This window comes from Streptomyces tsukubensis (assembly GCF_003932715.1).
Taxonomy (GTDB): Bacteria; Actinomycetota; Actinomycetes; order Streptomycetales; family Streptomycetaceae; genus Streptomyces; species Streptomyces tsukubensis.
In genome coordinates this window covers 6,099,752-6,115,766 of record NZ_CP020700.1, presented here as the reverse complement: position 1 = coordinate 6,115,766, position 16,015 = coordinate 6,099,752, and the positions used below count along the sequence as shown (strand labels likewise).

The 16,015-nt window shown below is 75.0% G+C and carries 9 protein-coding genes; 5 read left to right on the top strand and 4 right to left on the bottom strand.

All coding sequences use genetic code 11. The features are described 5' to 3' along the window. Nucleotides 1-41: 41 nt before the first annotated feature. Entirely contained in the window at nt 42-1,913 is a 1,872-nt protein-coding gene (locus tag B7R87_RS25410; protein WP_006346183.1) for an HSP90 family protein, read from the top strand. After that, nucleotides 1,913-4,912: a tetratricopeptide repeat protein gene (locus B7R87_RS25405; protein ID WP_130585269.1), complete on the top strand. Its 3,000-nt coding sequence runs from the start codon at nt 1,913-1,915 to the stop codon at nt 4,910-4,912. Before B7R87_RS25410 ends, B7R87_RS25405 begins: the two co-directional genes overlap by 1 nt. A gap of 331 nt (nt 4,913-5,243) precedes the next feature. On the opposite strand, the gene B7R87_RS25400 is transcribed toward B7R87_RS25405, so the two are convergent. Both B7R87_RS25400 and B7R87_RS25395 read right to left on the bottom strand, forming a co-directional pair. After that, the gene (locus B7R87_RS25400; protein ID WP_006346186.1) at nt 5,244-6,401 is read right to left on the bottom strand and encodes an AI-2E family transporter; all 1,158 of its coding nucleotides are present in this window, start codon (nt 6,399-6,401) and stop codon (nt 5,244-5,246) included. A 485-nt stretch (nt 6,402-6,886) separates the two neighbouring features. Next, on the bottom strand, nt 6,887-7,081 hold the full coding sequence (locus B7R87_RS25395) for a DUF3046 domain-containing protein (protein ID WP_040913910.1): 195 nt from the start codon (nt 7,079-7,081) through the stop codon (nt 6,887-6,889). Nucleotides 7,082-7,266: 185 nt separating this feature from the next. On the opposite strand from B7R87_RS25395, the gene B7R87_RS25390 reads away from it, so the two are divergent. Beyond that, a complete protein-coding gene (locus B7R87_RS25390; protein ID WP_045852836.1) occupies nt 7,267-8,229 on the top strand; it encodes a hypothetical protein in 963 nt (320 codons plus the stop codon). A gap of 171 nt (nt 8,230-8,400) precedes the next feature. Here B7R87_RS25390 and B7R87_RS25385 read toward each other — a convergent pair whose 3' ends face one another. Together B7R87_RS25385 and B7R87_RS25380 are read right to left on the bottom strand one after the other, a co-directional pair. Continuing rightward, complete coding sequence (locus B7R87_RS25385) at nt 8,401-8,709, bottom strand: AzlD domain-containing protein (protein WP_130585268.1); 309 nt, start codon at nt 8,707-8,709, stop codon at nt 8,401-8,403. Beyond that, complete coding sequence (locus B7R87_RS25380) at nt 8,706-9,698, bottom strand: AzlC family ABC transporter permease (protein ID WP_233168924.1); 993 nt, start codon at nt 9,696-9,698, stop codon at nt 8,706-8,708. Before B7R87_RS25380 ends, B7R87_RS25385 begins: the two co-directional genes overlap by 4 nt. A 346-nt stretch (nt 9,699-10,044) precedes the next feature. Between B7R87_RS25380 and B7R87_RS25375 the strand changes: the two genes are divergently transcribed. Beyond that, nucleotides 10,045-14,700, top strand: a complete 4,656-nt coding sequence (locus B7R87_RS25375) for an ATP-dependent helicase (RefSeq protein WP_130585267.1) — start codon at nt 10,045-10,047, stop codon at nt 14,698-14,700. A gap of 463 nt (nt 14,701-15,163) precedes the next feature. Continuing rightward, a complete protein-coding gene (locus B7R87_RS25370) occupies nt 15,164-16,000 on the top strand; it encodes an Fpg/Nei family DNA glycosylase (protein ID WP_006346192.1) in 837 nt (278 codons plus the stop codon). The last annotated feature ends 15 nt before the right edge of the window (nt 16,001-16,015 follow it).

Sequence of the window (16,015 nt, the reverse complement as noted above, 5' to 3'; positions counted from 1 at the left end):
CCGTCCGAGCCGGTCAGCGCGTAATCGCGAGGTGATGCGGCATGACATCCACGACGTCCACGACCGAAGCGGCAGAGACCCCGCCCGAGTCCAGCAGTTTCCAGGTCGACCTGCGGGGCCTGGTCGACCTGCTCTCCCACCATCTGTACTCCAGCCCGCGGGTCTATGTCCGCGAGCTCCTGCAGAACGCCGTGGACGCGGTCACCGCGCGCCGGGCCGACGACCCCGGGTGCCCGGACCGGATCCGGCTCTCCGCCGAGGCGGGCCGGGTCTCCATCGAGGACAGCGGGATCGGTCTGACCGCCGACGAGGTCCACACCCTGCTCGCCACCATCGGACGCAGCTCCAAGCGCGGCGGCGAGCACGGTCTGGAGTCCGCCCGCCGTGAATTCCTCGGCCAGTTCGGCATCGGGCTGCTCGCCTGCTTCGTCGTGGCCCGCGAGATCCGTGTCGTCACCCGCTCCGCGCGCACCCCCGGCGCGGCCCCCGTGGAGTGGCTGGCCCGGGACGACGGCTCGTACACCGTGCGTACGCTGCCCGACGAGGCCCGCCCCGCCCCCGGCACCACCGTCTTCCTGGAGCCGCGCCCCGGTTCCGGGGAGTGGCTGGCCCCGGCCCGGGTGGAGGAGCTGGCGCGCGACTTCGGCTCCCTCCTGCCGTACGACATCGTCTTCGCGGACGGCAGCGGGGCGGAGCGTCCGGTGACCGACCGGCCCGCCGTCTGGGACCGCGATCACCCCACTCCGTCGGCCCGCCGGGAGGCGCTCGCCGGGCACTGCGCCGCGCTGTTCGGCTTCACCCCGCTCGACACGATCGACTTCGACCTGCCGGTCGCCGGGGTCCGCGGCGTCGCCTATGTGCTCCCCGATCCCGCCAGCCCCGCGCACCGCGGCGGGCACCGCGCCTATCTCAAGGGCATGCTGCTCACCGACCGGGCGGACAATCTGCTGCCGGAGTGGGCCTTCTTCGTCCGGGCCGTGGTCGACACCGACGCGCTGCGCCCCACCGCGTCCCGCGAGAGCCTCTACGACGACGAGACGCTGGACGCCGTCCGCGACGCCCTCGGCTCCGCCGTCCGCCGGTGGCTGGCGGAGCTGGCCGCGGGCGATCCGCAGCGGCTCGCCGCCTTCCTGAGCGTCCACCACCTCGGGGTGAAGTCCCTGGCGCGGCACGATCCGGAGCTGTTCGGGCTGATGCTGCCGTGGCTGCCGTTCGAGACCAGCGACGGCCGGGTCGGCCTGGAGGAGTTCGCCGCGGCGCACGGGGAGATCCACTTCACCCGCACGGTGGAGGAGTTCCGCCAGATCGCCCCCATCGCGGCCGCCCACGGCCTGGGCGTGGTCAACGCCGGATACACGTACGACGCGGATCTGCTCGCCCTGCTGCCCACCGTCCGCCCCTCGGTGAAGGTCACCGAACTCGACGCCGGTGCCGTCACCGAGCGCCTCGACCCGGTGCCCACCGAGGCCGAGCTGGCGCTGGCCGGCTTCCTCTCCACCGCCCGGGCCCGGCTCGACGCGGAGGGCTGCGACGTGGCGCTGCGCGCCTTCCAGCCCGTGACGGTGCCCGCGCTCTACCTGGACGACCGGCAGGCGCGCCACGAGCGGGACCGGGCCGCCGCCGAGGCGAACGCCGACTCCCTGTGGAACGACATCCTCGGTTCCCTGCGCGGATCGGCGCCGCGCGCCCGTCTGGTGCTGAACCACAACAACCCGCTGATCCGCCGGATCGCCGCACTGCCCGATCCGGAGCTGACCGCCACCGCGGTCGAGTCGCTCTACGGGCAGGCGCTGCTGATGTCCCAGCGCCCCCTGCGGCCCGCCGACTCCACCCTGCTCAACCGGGCCTTCCTCGGGCTCCTGGAATGGGCGACCCACCCCGCCACGGGCGGTTCCGCCCAGGAAGGCCGCTGATGAGCACGATGACCGTCGAGGAGATCCGCCTGGGTCTCTTCGAGAACTCCGACGCGCCGTACGGCCCCGCCCGCACCGCCCGTGCCGAGGCCCTCGGCGCCGCCGCCGAAGCGTCCGGGGACAGCGCCCTGTTCCGTCAGTCCCTCATGGGGCTGATCGACGCCTACGAGCACAGCGCCGAGCGCACCAGGATCCTGGTGCCGTTCGCCCGGCTCCTCCAGGAGTACGACCGGGATCCGGGGGCCTTCACCTCGTGGGAGGTCCACAGCCTGTTCTGGCGGTTCAAGTGGGTGACCGGTGGCATCCTCGACTCGCCGGACATCCCGCTGGCGTCGGTGGAGCGCTGGCTCACCGATATGGAGCGGCGCTACCGGCTCGCGGGCCACAGCGAGCGGGCGGTGCGCCAGGCCGAGCAGCTGCTCGCCGAGGCGACCGGGGACGAGGAGCGCACGGACCGCGCCTTCGCCGCCTGGCTGGCCGCCGACCGCGACGCCATGAGCGACTGCCATGCCTGCGAGCTGAACGACCAGGGACGCTATCGGGCCGTCCGAGGGGACGACGCCGGGGCGATACGGCTCTGGGGGCCGGTCCTGGCGGGTGACGAGGACTGTCTGGAGGAGCCCCACCGGGTCCTCGCGCACTCTCTGCTGCCGCTGCTCCGTCTCGGCCGGGCCGACGAGGCCCGGGCCAACCATCTCCGCGGCTACCGCATGGCGCGGGGCAACGAGAGCCTGCTCCGCTCCATCGGTGCGCACATCGAGTTCTGCGCCCTGACCGGCAACGAGTCCCGCGGTCTCGAAATCCTCGCCGAGCACGCCGGACATCTCGGCGCCCTCGTCGACGTCGACGCCCAGCTCGACTTCAACGCCGGCATCCTGGTCCTGCTGCGCCGGCTGAAGGACACCGGCCACGGCGACCGGCCCACCGTCCCTTACGAGGGCGAGGTGCGGACCGCGGCCGAGCTGTACGACCTGCTGTACGCGGACGCCGCCGCGATCGCCGCGCGCTTCGACGCGCGCAACGGCAACTCGCTGAAGTCGGACCGGTTCGCGGAGCGGACGGTCCGGCAGCCGCTGGCCGACGCGCTGCCGCTCGGGGTGCGCAGCCCGGCGCTGCCCACCCCGGCGGCCCCGGACCGCGCCGCCGCGGCCCCGGCGGGAGGTGACGGTGCCGCGCCCTCCTTCGCCGACCTCGTCGAGCGGGCGCGTACGGCCCGCCGCCGTGGGCATCCGTCCGCCCGCGCCCAGTGGGCGGAGGTGTCCCGCCGGGCCGCCGCGGACACCACGGCGGACAGCGCGGCGGATCCGGAGCTCGCCGCCGATCTGCTGGAGTTCGAGGCCTGGACCGCGTACGAGGACGGAGCCGGGGACGCCACGGAGCGCTTCGCCCGGGCCGCCGGCGCCCATCGCGAGGCCGGATCGCCGAGCCGGGCCGCGTACGCGGATCTGGCGGCCGCGGGCAGCGCCGCCCGGGCCGGTGCCCCGGCTTCGGAGATCACGGAGAGGCTGGCGGCGGCCGTGCGGTCGGCCGGGGATCTCGACGCTTCGGACCCGATGCGTGAGCGCCGGGTCGCGCTGGCCGGGCTCGCCACGCTGCGCCTGGAATCGCTGCTGCGCCACCGGGAGCAGCACACCTCCGAAGAAGGATCCGGGGAAGGGGCCGAGTCGGTCGACACCGTGCTCCGGGAGCAGCTCGACGCCTTTGTGGCGGAGCGGGGCAAGGACCGGGCCGTCGCGGACCCGGGCGGTACGACGGATGTCCTGGCCCAAGCCGAGCTGTTCCTCGCGCAAGTGCTGCTGCCGTCCGGGGAGCAGGATCGGGCCGTGGCGCTGCTGGCGTCGTCGGCGGAGCACTTCCTGGCCGCCGGCCGCCCCTGGGAGGCGGCCCGGCCGCTGGAGCTCCGGGCGCGGGTGGTCGCGGCGGGCGGGGATCAGGTGGCGGCCGAGGCCGATGCCAGGGCCGCGCTCGCCCACTCCGCCGAGGCCGTCGAGCCCGATGTGCTGGGTTCCGTACGGCTGACGCTGTCCGAGGTCCTGATGGAGCGGGAGGGTTCCGCGGCGGAGGCCGCGGAGCACGCCCTCGGTGCCGCCCACTGGTTCGACCGGGCGGGGCTCTCCGCAGGCCCCGGGGCTCGGGCGAGGCTGCTGCTCGCGCGGGCGTACGCCGATACGGACCGGCATGCCGAGGCCGCCGAGGTGCTGCACTCGGCCCTCCCCGATCTGGTGGAGACGTACGGCGGGGCGGGTGACGAGGAGGTGGTACGGGCTCGGCAGCTGCTGGGTGGCCTGCTCAACGGGCTCGACGATCCCCGGGGCGCGGCGGAGCAGTATCTGCTGGCCGCCGAGGGCACCACCGCGTGGGAGGACCCCCGGCCGCAGGCGAGCCTGGCCCATTCCGCGGCCGAGTGTCTCGCCGAGGCGGAGCTGACCGGCGAATCGGAGGCGGCCTATCTGCGGGCGCTGGAGCTGTGGCGCCGGGCGGGTGACTGTGTGGTCTCCGAAGTGCGGGTGCTCCGTTCCCTGGCGTGGCTCGGACTGCGGTACGACTCGCCTCCGGAGGAGTACGAGCGGGCCCGGAGGTTCATGGGCGAGGCGCTCGCCCTGGTCCAGGACTCCGAGGTCGCCGAGCTGCGGTACGAGTGGGCGGAGACCTGCTCCCAGCTGGCGCGGCTGCTGGACGCCGAGGATCCGGAGGACGGGGAGGAGCGTTCTGCGGCACCCGCTGCCGCCGGAGGGGGGCCGGCCGTGCCGGACCGGGACATCGTCCTGCTGGACCGGGCGGCGGGGCTCTTCGCGGAGTTCGGGGACGCCGCGCGCCACGACCGCTTCAACGCCCTGGCCCGGGCTGCGTGGACGGAGCACAACCGGAACCGGGTGGACGCGGCGAAGGCCCGGATGACGGCGCTGGTGACGGAGCTGGAGGAGGCGGCGGAGCGGGAGGGCGAGGAGACCGCCGAACTGCTGGAGCAGGCCCGCGAGATGCTCCACGAGATGGGGTAATGGGTCCGGCAGCGGATACCGGTGGGCGGCCGTGAACCGCCCGCCCTTCCCAGGGCCCTCGCCGCGACCGTCCGGCGGGTGTCCGGCCGGACGGATACGGTCGCCGGTCCGTGGTGTCCGCTGCCGAGCGGCGGGCACCACGTCCGGGCGGGGCGGGGCCGTCCCCCGGAGGTACGGCCCCGGCCGGAGCCCGGCCCGGGGCTGCGGCCGACCGGGGGTTGCGGCCGACCGGCCACGACTCCGACGCCCCGCCCCGGCCGTCGAGGCGGCCCCGGCGCGACACCGGGGCGGTCCGGGGCGAGGTGGCCGGGCCCGGGCGGTCTTGAGGCGGTCAGTCGGCGGTGCTCAGTCCGCCGCCCGGCTCGGCCGTCTCCGTCCCGTCCCGGCGCATCGCCGCGACCGGCCGGAACCGCCGCAGCATCTGTCCGCGCCGTCGGCGGTGGCCCTGCACCCGGGCGTCGTCGGCCACGGTGTACCGCTTCACATAGGCACCGAGGAACGCCTGGAGGGTGGCGACGGCCGGGATCGCGATCAGCGCGCCCACGGCACCCATCAGCGCCGTACCCGCTATGACGGAACCGAAGGCCACGGCCGGGTGGATGTCGACGGTCTTGGAGGTCAGCTTCGGCTGGAGGACGTAGTTCTCGAACTGCTGGTACACCACGACGAACCCGAGCACCCACACCGCGTACCAGGGGTTCACGGTGAACGCGAGCAGCATCGGGAGGGCCCCGGCCAGATACGTACCGATCGTCGGGATGAACTGGGACACCAGTCCGACCCAGATCGCCAGCGCCGGGGCGTAGGGCACCCCGAGGATCTCCAGCAGGACGAAGTGCGCGACGCCCGAGATGAGGGCCATCAGTCCGCGGGAGTACAGATATCCGCCGGTCTTGTCGACGGCGATCTCCCAGGCGCGCAGCACCTCCGCCTGCTTGGCCGGGGGCAGTACGGAGCAGAGCGCCCGGCGCAGCCGCGGCCCGTCGGCGGCGAAGTAGAACGAGAAGAGGAAGATCGTCAGCAGCTTGAACAGCCCGCCGAGGACCGTGGCGGAGACGTCGAGCACACCGCTGGCGCTGTTCTGCACGTACTGCTGCAGCCAGTCCGACTTCAGGACACTGTCCTGCACCTCGACCCGGGACAGCTCGGTCTTGAAGGTGCTGTTGATCCAGTTGATCACCGAGTCGAGGTATTTGGGGAACTCGTCGACCATGGCCAGTATCTGGTCGGCCAGCATCGACCCGAGCATGACCACGAATCCGACGACGGAGATCAGGATCCCGAAGAACACCAGGAACGTGGCGACCCCGCGCCGCATCCCCCGCGCCGCCATCCGCCCGACTGCGGGCTCGATGGCGAGGGCGAGGAAGAAGGCGATCAGGATGTTCAGCAGGAGCCCGATGAGCTGGTGGAAGGCCCAGACCCCGAGCTGGAAGCAGGCGTAGAGCGCCAGGGCGAGCAGCATCGCGCGCGGCAGCCAGCGAGGCATCCGGGCGGGGCCGAGGGCGCCGCCGACCGCGGAGGGGGGCGGCGGGCCGGGCGGGGTCACGGACCGGGCGGGCCCGCCGTCGGCCGGGGTGTCCGCCCCGGGCGCGGGCGCGTCGACGGAGACGCCGCCGGTCCGGGGCGGTCCGCCGCCCCCTATGCCTTCGGCAAGGGCGGGACCGCCTGCCGCCGCGCCCTGCGCGGGCACGGACAGCCGCCCGGCGCGGCCGCCGTCGCCGTCCGGCCGGCCTGAGCTGCGGTCGTTCCGTCTGCCGCGGTCGTCCCGGTCCTCACCGGCACGGTCCGGGGAACCGTCGTGTTCGTTGTCGTCGCGCTTGTCACTCGTCGGGGCCACCGGCCCAGTGTCGCGCACAAGTGCCCCGTCCGGGGACCCACCCCGATGGCCTGTGGACAACGACCGGCCGACGACCCGCCGACGAGCGGACGGCGGGTGGCGGCGAGCGGACGGCGGGTCCTGAGGGAGTGCGGTCAGCGCCGGTCGGCCGGGACGTCGACGGCCGCACAGACCGCGCGCCACACGTCCTTGGCCTCCCAGCCCGCGTCGAGCGCCTGGTGGACGGTCCGCCCGCCCAGCTCGGACATCACATGGTCCCGTGCGAAGGAGTCGGCGTACGCGGCACCGAAGTGGTCCGCCATCCGCTCCCAGAAAATCGTCAACCGCATGACGCCAGTATCCCGCGCAGGGGGTGCGCCCCGGCCCTCTCGCCGCCCCCGGAACCTTTCCGCTCTACGGTCGGACCATGGCCGAACCCGAGGAAACCCGTGAGGAAGGACCCGAGGTGGCCGCCGAGCAGGCGGCGGGCCCCGGGAAGAACGCCGCGGAGGCATCCGCCGAAGGGTCCGGGGAGATGTCCGGGAACCGGTCCCGGGCCGGTGAACCGGAGGGCCCGGGCGGTCCCCCGCCGCCGTCCTCGTCGCCGCTGGCGCGCGCCGAGCACTTCGTCTGGCTCACCGCCCGCGTGCTGGAGCAGCGCCGCTTCGCGTACCACTTCCTGGGCGGCGGCGCCGACGGCGTCGACGCCGCCCTCTCCCCGTACCTCAACGAGGACGGCGGCTACGGCCACGCCCTCGAACCGGATCTGCGGGGTCCGGTGAGCCAGCCGCTGCACACCGCTCATGCGCTGCGGGTCCTGGACTCCATCGGACGCTGCGGCGGACTGCGCGCGGAGCGGCTGTGCCGCTATCTGACGGGGGTGTCGACCCCGGAGGGCGCGCTGCCCGCCGTCCATCCGTCCCAGCGCGGCTATCCGGCCGCGCCCTTCGTCCCGATCGTCGACGATCCGCCCGGATCGCTGCTGACCACCGGCCCCGTCGTGGGGCTGCTCCACCGCAACGAGGTGTGGCACGCGTGGCTGTTCCGGGCCACGGACTTCTGCTGGGCCGCGGTCGATTCGCTGGAATCCTCCCACCCGTACGAGGTGGAGGCAGCGGTCGCCTTCCTGAACGGGGTCCCGGACCGGGCGCGGGCCCGGACGGCCGCCGACCGGCTGGGGCGGCTGGTACGGGAGAAGGGGCTCGTGGTCCTCGACCCGGACCGGGCGGACGAGCAGCCCGTGTCCCCCGGCTATGCCCCGGGGGAGCACCACTTCGCGTACGACTACGCCCGGGCGCCGGAATCACTGGCCCGGCACTGGTTCACGGACGAGGAGGTCGGGCGGTCGCTGGACCATCTCGCCGCTGCGCAGTGCGAGGACGGCGGGTGGCCGGTGAACTGGCGGCAGTGGGCCCCGGGGACGTCGCTGGAGGCGCGCCCCTTGGTGACCATCGAGGCGCTGCGGACCCTGCGGGCGTACGGCCGGACCATCGGCTGAGCGGCGGGGCCGCGGGGGCCGGGGGCTCGACGCGGCCCCGGCCCGACGGTCCGGCGGCTCGGACCCGTCCCGGCCGTGACGGCCCGACAGCCGGGCCGCCGGATCTTCAAGCCGTCAAGCCGCCGAGTCGGTGAGTCGGTGAGTCGGTGAGTCGGCGGCCCCGGTCGCGGGTCAGCCGCCCAGCGCCCGGATGCCCGCGGTGACCAGCACGGCCGAGGCAACCACCACAAGGAAGGGGGCGCGCAGCACCAGGGCGACGGCGGCGGCAGCCAGCCCGGCGGCGCGCGCGTCGACCACCAGGGAGCCCGCCGTGCTGAAGGTCTGCTGCGCCGTGAGCGCGGCCAGCAGCGCGACGGGCACCAGGGCGGCGAGCCGCCGCACCAGCGGACGTTCCAGTGCCTCGGCCGGTACCAGCAGGCCCACCAGCTTCACCACGTAACAGCCGACCGCGGTCACCGCGATCGCGATCCAGACGCTCATCGCCCCTCCTCCACGGACCGCTGCCCGCCGTCGGTACTGTCCTCGCCGCGTCCCTTGTGGGCGCCCTCGGCCCCCTCACCGCGTGGTGCGGTGCCCGCGGAGTCGCTGCCGGGCCGACCGGCGCCGGGTATCGCGGTACGGGTGTCCACGGCGTCCGCCGTGCCCCGGCCGGACGTGCGGCCCTTGAACCACAGCACGGCGGGTGCGGCGAGCGCCGCCACCAGGACCGGCACCCCGGCGGGCAGCAGCGGCAGGAATCCGAGCCCGAGGAGGACCGCGAGCCCGGCGACGGCCCGTTCGGCGGCGGTACGGAGCATGGGGGCGAGGAGCGCGAGGAAGACGGCCGGTCCGGCCGCGTCAAGACCCCAGGCATTGGTGTCGCCGATGGCCTCGGCGCCGATCGCGCCGAGGAAGGTCGTGAGGTTCCACAGGACGTACAGCGTCAGTCCGGTGACGGTGAAGCCGAGGCGTACGGCCCGTCTCGTCGGCTGGGCGAGTGCGACGGCCGTGGTCTCGTCGATCACCCAGTGGGCGGCGAACGGCCGCACGGCGCGCGGCAGGGCGAGCAGCTGCGACAGGCGCAGCCCGTAGAAGGCGTTGCGGATGCCGAGGAAGAACGCCCCGGCGGCGGCCGTGAACGGATTTCCGCCCGCCGCCAACGCCCCGACCAGGGCGAACTGCGACGCGCCGGTGAAGACCAGCAGGCTCAGGGCGCAGGTCTGGAGCAGGCTGAGGCCGGAGCCCGCGGCCGTGACACCGAAGGCGAAGCCGGAGAGCCCGACCGCGATGCCCACCCCGAGGGCGTCGCGTACGACGGCCGCGTCGGGCTTGGCAGCGGGGCCGTCCGCCGCGACGGCCGCGCCGCCGACCCCGGACCCCGGAGTGCGGCCGGTCCCGGACCCCGGGGTGCGGTCGTGGCCGGTTCCCGGGGCGGGTCCGGCGGGTGGGCTGCTCTCCGGCGGGTCGGCCGGGACGGTCTGTTCTGCCATGGCAGGGACGGTACGCGGCCCGGCGCCCGCCGGTCTCGCGCGTTTCCGGCACCCGGCCGCAGGGCCCGCAGCCTGCGGGTACCGCGCCCCGGACGCGTACCGGCACGGGATCCGCCCGGTTGAGCGGAACCACGGCCTCCGTCGCGCCGGCGGGTAACGGAGCGACGCCCTCCGAAGGCCGGCGCCACCATGACGGAAGTCACCCGCCGCGGGGCCGGTCCACCGCCCGCCCGGGGCGGATCCGACCCTTCCCGCCCGTGCCCCGGCCTGTGCCCCGGTCCCGTACCGGGCCGTCCGGCGGACCCGTCCCGCCCGATTGTCAGTGGCGGGGTGCACGATGGGGGGCATGGCCGGGAATGCGCTCGACTCGTTCTCCCCCGCGACCCGCGGCTGGTTCACGGGCGCCTTCAGCGCGCCCACCGCGGCGCAGGAAGGCGCCTGGCGGGCGATCGGCGAGGGGTCGGACGTCCTCGTGGTCGCGCCGACGGGTTCGGGAAAGACCCTGGCCGCCTTCCTCGCCGCCCTCGACGGGCTGACGTCCGTGCCGCCGCCCGCCGACCCCAAGGCGCGCTGCCGGGTGCTCTACGTCTCCCCGCTCAAGGCCCTGGCGGTCGATGTGGAGCGCAATCTGCGCAGCCCGCTGACCGGGATCCGCCAGGAGGCGGTGCGCCTCGGACTGCCGGAGCCGGAGGTGCGGGTCGGGATCCGGTCGGGCGACACCCCGGCCGCCGAGCGCCGGGCGCTGGCCACCCGGCCCCCGGACATCCTCATCACCACGCCCGAATCCCTGTTCCTGATGCTGACCTCGGCCGCCCGCGATGCCCTGACCGGGGTCGAGACGGTCATCCTGGACGAGGTCCACGCCGTCGCGGGCACCAAGCGGGGCGCCCATCTCGCCCTGTCCCTGGAGCGGCTCGACGAGCTGCTGCCCCGGCCCGCGCGCCGGATCGGTCTGTCGGCGACCGTCCGGCCGGTGGACGAGGTGGCCCGCTATCTGTCGCCGCAGCGGCGGGTGGAGATCGTCCAGCCCTCGTCGGACAAGGAGTTCGACCTCTCCGTAGTGGTTCCCGTGGAGGATCTGGGCGAGCTGGGCGGTGCCCCGGCCGCCGAGGCGTCCGGGGGGCCCGGCGGCGGCGACGGGCCTTCCATCTGGCCGCATGTGGAGGAGCGGATCGCCGATCTCGTCCAGGCGCACCGTTCGACGATCGTCTTCGCGAACTCCCGGCGGCTCGCCGAGCGGCTGTGCAACCGGCTCAACGAGATCGCGTACGAGCGGGCCGTGGGCGAGCGGCTGCCCGAGGGCGCCCCGCCGGCCGAGATCATGGCCCAGTCCGGCGCCGCGCGTGGTGCGCCCGCGCTGCTCGCCCGGGCGCACCACGGCTCGGTCTCCAAGGAGCAGCGGGCGCTGGTCGAGGAGGATCTGAAGGCCGGCCGGCTGCCTGCCGTGGTGGCGACGTCCAGCCTGGAGCTGGGCATCGACATGGGCTCGGTGGATCTCGTCGTCCAGGTCGAGTCGCCGCCGTCCGTGGCCTCCGGGCTCCAGCGCGTGGGCCGGGCCGGACACCAGGTGGGCGCGGTCTCCCGGGGCGTGGTCTTCCCTAAGTACCGGGGCGATCTGGTCCAGTCCGCGGTGGTCACGGAGCGCATGCGGTCCGGGGCCATCGAATCGCTGCGGATCCCGGCCAATCCGCTGGACGTCCTCGCGCAGCAGCTCGTCGCGATCGTCGCCCTCGACGTCCGGCAGGTGGACGATCTGCTGGCGCTGGTCCGCCGGGCCGCGCCCTTCGCCGCCCTGCCGGAGTCGGCCTTCACCGCGGTGCTGGACATGCTCGCCGGGCGCTATCCCTCGGACGCCTTCGCAGAACTGCGGCCGCGCGTGGTGTGGGACCGGATCGCGGGCACCGTGACCGGCCGTCCCGGCGCCCAGCGCCTCGCCGTCACCTCCGGCGGGACGATTCCCGACCGCGGACTGTTCGGCGTCTTCCTCGCCGGTTCGGCCGGGGAGAAGGGCGGCGGGGGCCGGCGGGTCGGGGAGCTCGACGAGGAGATGGTGTACGAGTCCCGGGTCGGCGACGTCTTCACCCTCGGAACCACCTCCTGGCGCATCGAGGACATCACACGCGACCGGGTCCTGGTGACCCCGGCGCCCGGGGTGCCGGGCCGGCTGCCGTTCTGGAAGGGCGACCAGCTCGGCCGGCCCCTGGAGCTGGGCCGCGCGGTGGGTGCCTTCCTGCGGGAGGTGGGCGCCCTGGAGCCGGAGGACGGCAGGCTGCGGCTGCTGGCCGCCGGTCTGGACGCCTGGGCGGCGGAGAACCTCCTGGCCTACCTCGACGAGCAGCGCCGGGCCTGCGGCCATGTCCCCGACGACCGGACGATCCTGGTGGAGCGCTTCCGGGACGAGCTGGGCGACTGGCGCGTGGTGATCCACTCCCCGTTCGGGGCCCAGGTCCACGCGCCGTGGGCGCTGGCGATCGGGGCCAGACTGGCCGAGCGTTACGGTATGGACGCCCAGGTCATGCATGCCGACGACGGCATCGTGCTGCGGCTGCCCGACGCCGATCTGATGGGCCTCGACCTGCTGGACCAGGACCCCTCGGGTCCCGATCCGGTCTTCGACGACGGGCAGGCGCCCGTCGGGGCGGCGGACGCGGTCTTCGACCGGGGCGAGATCGGCGGGATCGTCACCGGGCAGGTCGGCGGTTCGGCGCTGTTCGCCTCCCGGTTCCGCGAGTGCGCAGCCCGGGCCCTGCTGCTGCCCCGGCGCAGCCCCGGCAAGCGCACCCCCCTGTGGCAGCAGCGGCAGCGTGCCGCGCAGCTGCTCCAGGTGGCCAGTGAGTTCGGCTCCTTCCCGATCGTCCTCGAAGCCGTCCGGGAATGCCTCCAGGACGTGTTCGACGTGCCGGGCCTGACGGAGCTGATGGGCGATATCGAGGCCCGCCGGGTCCGGATGGTGGAGGTCACCACCACGGAGCCGTCGCCCTTCGCCCGCTCCCTCCTCTTCGGTTACGTCGCCCAGTTCCTCTACGAGGGGGACTCGCCGCTCGCCGAGCGCCGGGCCGCCGCCCTCTCCCTCGACTCACGGCTCCTCTCCGAGCTGCTGGGCCAGGCGGAGCTGAGGGAGCTGCTCGACCCCGATGTCCTGGCCGAGCTGGAGCGCGAACTCCAGTGGCTGACCGAGGACCGCCGGGTGAAGGACGAGGAAGGCGTGGCGGATCTGCTGCGGCTGCTCGGGCCGCTGACCACCGCCGAGCTGGTGGAGCGGGGGGCGGAGCCCGCGTGGGCGGAGAGTCTGGCCGCCGCCCGCCGGGCGGTCCGGGTCAGAATCGCCGGGGCGGAGCACTGGGCGGCCGTCGAGGACTCCGGGCGGCTGCGGGACGCCCTGGGCACGGCCCTCCCGGTCGGTGTTCCGGAAGCCTTCACCGAACCGGTCAAGGACCCGCTGGGCGATCTGCTCGCCCGCTACGCCCGCACGCACGGGCCGTTCACCTCGGCCCGGGCCGCAGCCCGCTTCGGTCTGGGTACGGCGGTCACGGACGGGACGCTGCACCGGCTCGCCGCGGCCGGCCGGATCGTCCTGGGCGAGTTCCATCCCGCCCCGGCGGCGCTCGGTTCCCCGGCCGGCGGGCAGGAGTGGTGCGACGCGACGGTGCTGCGGCGGCTGCGGCGCCGCTCCCTGGCCGCCCTCCGGCACGAGCTGGAGCCCGTCCCGCCCGCCGCGCTCGGTGACTTCCTCCCCCGCTGGCAGCACATCGGCGGCCGGGACCTGCGCGGCATCGACGGGCTGGCCCGCGCGGTCGAGCAGCTGCAGGGGGCCGCCGTGCCCGCATCGGCTCTGGAGAAGCTGATCCTGCCGTCCCGGGTCCACGGCTATACCCCGGCCCTGCTGGACGAGCTGACGACCACGGGTGAGGTGGTGTGGGCGGGCGCGGGTGCCCTGCCGGGCAAGGACGGCTGGGTCTCCCTCTACCTCGCCGACGCGGCCCCGTTGCTGCTGCCCCCGCCCCATCCGCTGGAGGAGACCGCGCTCCATGCGTCGGTGCTGGCCGCCCTCGCCCCGGGGTACGGCCTGTTCTTCCGCCAGATCGCCGACCAGGTGCGGGCCACGACCCATCCGGAAGCCACCGATCCGGAGCTGGCGGACGCGGTCTGGGAGCTGGCCTGGTCGGGGCGGCTGACCAATGACACCCTCGCGCCGCTGCGCGCCCTGCTCGGCTCGGGCCGCACCGCTGGGGCGACTGCGCACCGGGCCCGGCGGGCCGTGCCCCGCGGCCGGTACGGCGGACTGACGGCGGGCGCCCGGCCCGTATCGCGCGGCGGTCCGCCGACGGTGAGCGGCCGCTGGTCGCTGCTGCCGGCCGCGGAGCCCGATCCCACGCACCGGGCCCATGCCCTCGCCCGGACCCTGCTCGACCGGCACGGGGTGGTGACCCGGGGCGCGGTGGCGGCGGAGGGCGTCGAGGGCGGCTTCTCCGCTGCGTACCGCGTGCTGTCGGCCTTCGAGGACCGTGGACAGGCCCGCCGGGGCTATGTGGTCGAGGGTCTGGGGGCGGCCCAGTTCGCGATGGACGGCGCGGTCGACCGGCTGCGGGCGACGGCCGGGGCCCGGGAGCGGTCGGCGGGACAGGAGGCCCCGCAGGCCGTGCTGCTGGCCGCGGCCGACCCCGCCAACGCCTACGGTGCCGCCCTGTCCTGGCCCGATCCGCCGGACGGCGCGGGCCACAAGCCGGGCCGGAAGGCGGGTTCCCTGGTGGTCCTCGTCGACGGCGACCCGGCGCTCTATCTGGAGCGCGGCGGCAAAACGCTGCTGGCCTGGCCCGACCCCGAATCCCCCGCGTTCACCGCCGCCGCCTCGGCACTGGCCGACGCGGCCCGTGCGGGCACCCTCGGCACGATCACCGTGGAACGCGCCAACGGCACCCCGGCCCTCACCTCCCCCATCGGCCGGGCCCTGGAGGCCGCGGGCTTCCACGCGACCCCGCGGGGACTGCGCCTCAGACCCTGACCGGCCCGGGCGCTCCGCGGGACGGTTCCGGGCCGCAGGCCGGGATGTGCCCGACACATCGCGACGTCCACCCGGAGGTCAGGGCCCCGGCTCCTCCAGGCCTGCGGCTCGGGGAAGTACTCGGGGATCCCGGCAACCCGGGCCACCACCCGGTGCCTCCGTGCCCGAAGGCACAGGCGGGGATCGTGCGGGCCGGACGTCGCGGGCCGGACGGGACGAGTCGGACACGGCAGAGGAACCCGCCGGGACGGCAGACGTGCCGTGCCCCGGGCGTGTACGAGCGCGCAGGGCCGCACCGTACGGCGCTGTACGGCCGAGGGCCCGCCGGGACCGCAGACGTGCCGTGCCCCGGCGGCGTACGGACGCGCCGAGCCGTACCGTACGGCGCCCGGGACACCCGCCCGGCGGGTCCGGCCGCCCCTGGGCACACGCTCCGCGCACCCCGCTCGCGCATGATGGAACCATGCCCGAAGGAGACACCGTCTGGCTGACCGCACGACGGCTGAACGACGCCCTCGCCGGGCAGGTGCTGACCCGGTTCGACCTGCGGGTGCCCCGGTTCGCCACGGCCGATCAGACCGGGCGGTCCGTGCTGGAGGTCACCCCGCGGGGCAAGCATCTGCTGGCCCGTATCGAGGGCGGTCTGACGCTCCACTCCCATCTGCGCATGGACGGCTCGTGGCGCATCTTCGCCTCCGGCGAGCGGTGGACCGGCGGCCCGGAGCATCAGATCCGGGCGGTGCTGGGCACCCGGGAGCGGACCGCCGTGGGCTACCGCCTCCCGGTGCTGGAGCTGCTGCCCACCGCCGAGGAGGAGCGGATCACGGGCCGGCTGGGCCCCGACCTCCTCGGCCCCGACTGGGACGCCGACACCGCGGTGGCACGGCTGCGGGCCGATCCCGCCCGCAGCCTCGGCGATGCCCTGCTCGACCAGCGCAACCTCGCGGGAATCGGCAATGTGTACCGCTGCGAGCTGGCGTTCCTGGCCCGGGTCACCCCCTGGCTGCCGGTCGGTGAACTCTCCGCGGAGACGGTCGCGCGTCTGGTCGCCACCGCTCACCGGCTGCTGACCGCCAACCGGGACACCTTCGAGCGCCGCACGGTCCCCGGCACCGGCCACCACCGTCCGCTCCTCTATGTGTACGGCCGCCCCGGCGCCCCCTGCCTGCGCTGCGGCGGCCCCATCAGCACCACGTCCCGGAGGGGTCCGGGCCCGGCCGCCTCCGGCGACGAACGGGTCACCTACTGGTGCCCCGGCTGCCAGCTCGGCCCCGCCCCCGAGCCCGGCCGACATAGTTGACGTACCGTCAGATCT

Bases quoted from the DNA above. Each gene is read 5' to 3' on its own strand.
- B7R87_RS25410 (WP_006346183.1), top strand. From the start codon at position 42: ATGACATCCACGACGTCCACGACCGAAGCGGCAGAGACCCCGCCCGAG.
- B7R87_RS25405 (WP_130585269.1), top strand. From the start codon at position 1,913: ATGAGCACGATGACCGTCGAGGAGATCCGCCTGGGTCTCTTCGAGAAC.
- B7R87_RS25400 (WP_006346186.1), bottom strand. From the start codon at position 6,401: ATGCCTCGCTGGCTGCCGCGCGCGATGCTGCTCGCCCTGGCGCTCTAC.
- B7R87_RS25395 (WP_040913910.1), bottom strand. From the start codon at position 7,081: ATGCGGTTGACGATTTTCTGGGAGCGGATGGCGGACCACTTCGGTGCC.
- B7R87_RS25390 (WP_045852836.1), top strand. From the start codon at position 7,267: ATGTCCGGGAACCGGTCCCGGGCCGGTGAACCGGAGGGCCCGGGCGGT.
- B7R87_RS25385 (WP_130585268.1), bottom strand. From the start codon at position 8,709: ATGAGCGTCTGGATCGCGATCGCGGTGACCGCGGTCGGCTGTTACGTG.
- B7R87_RS25380 (WP_233168924.1), bottom strand. From the start codon at position 9,698: ATGGCAGAACAGACCGTCCCGGCCGACCCGCCGGAGAGCAGCCCACCC.
- B7R87_RS25375 (WP_130585267.1), top strand. From the start codon at position 10,045: ATGGCCGGGAATGCGCTCGACTCGTTCTCCCCCGCGACCCGCGGCTGG.
- B7R87_RS25370 (WP_006346192.1), top strand. From the start codon at position 15,164: ATGCCCGAAGGAGACACCGTCTGGCTGACCGCACGACGGCTGAACGAC.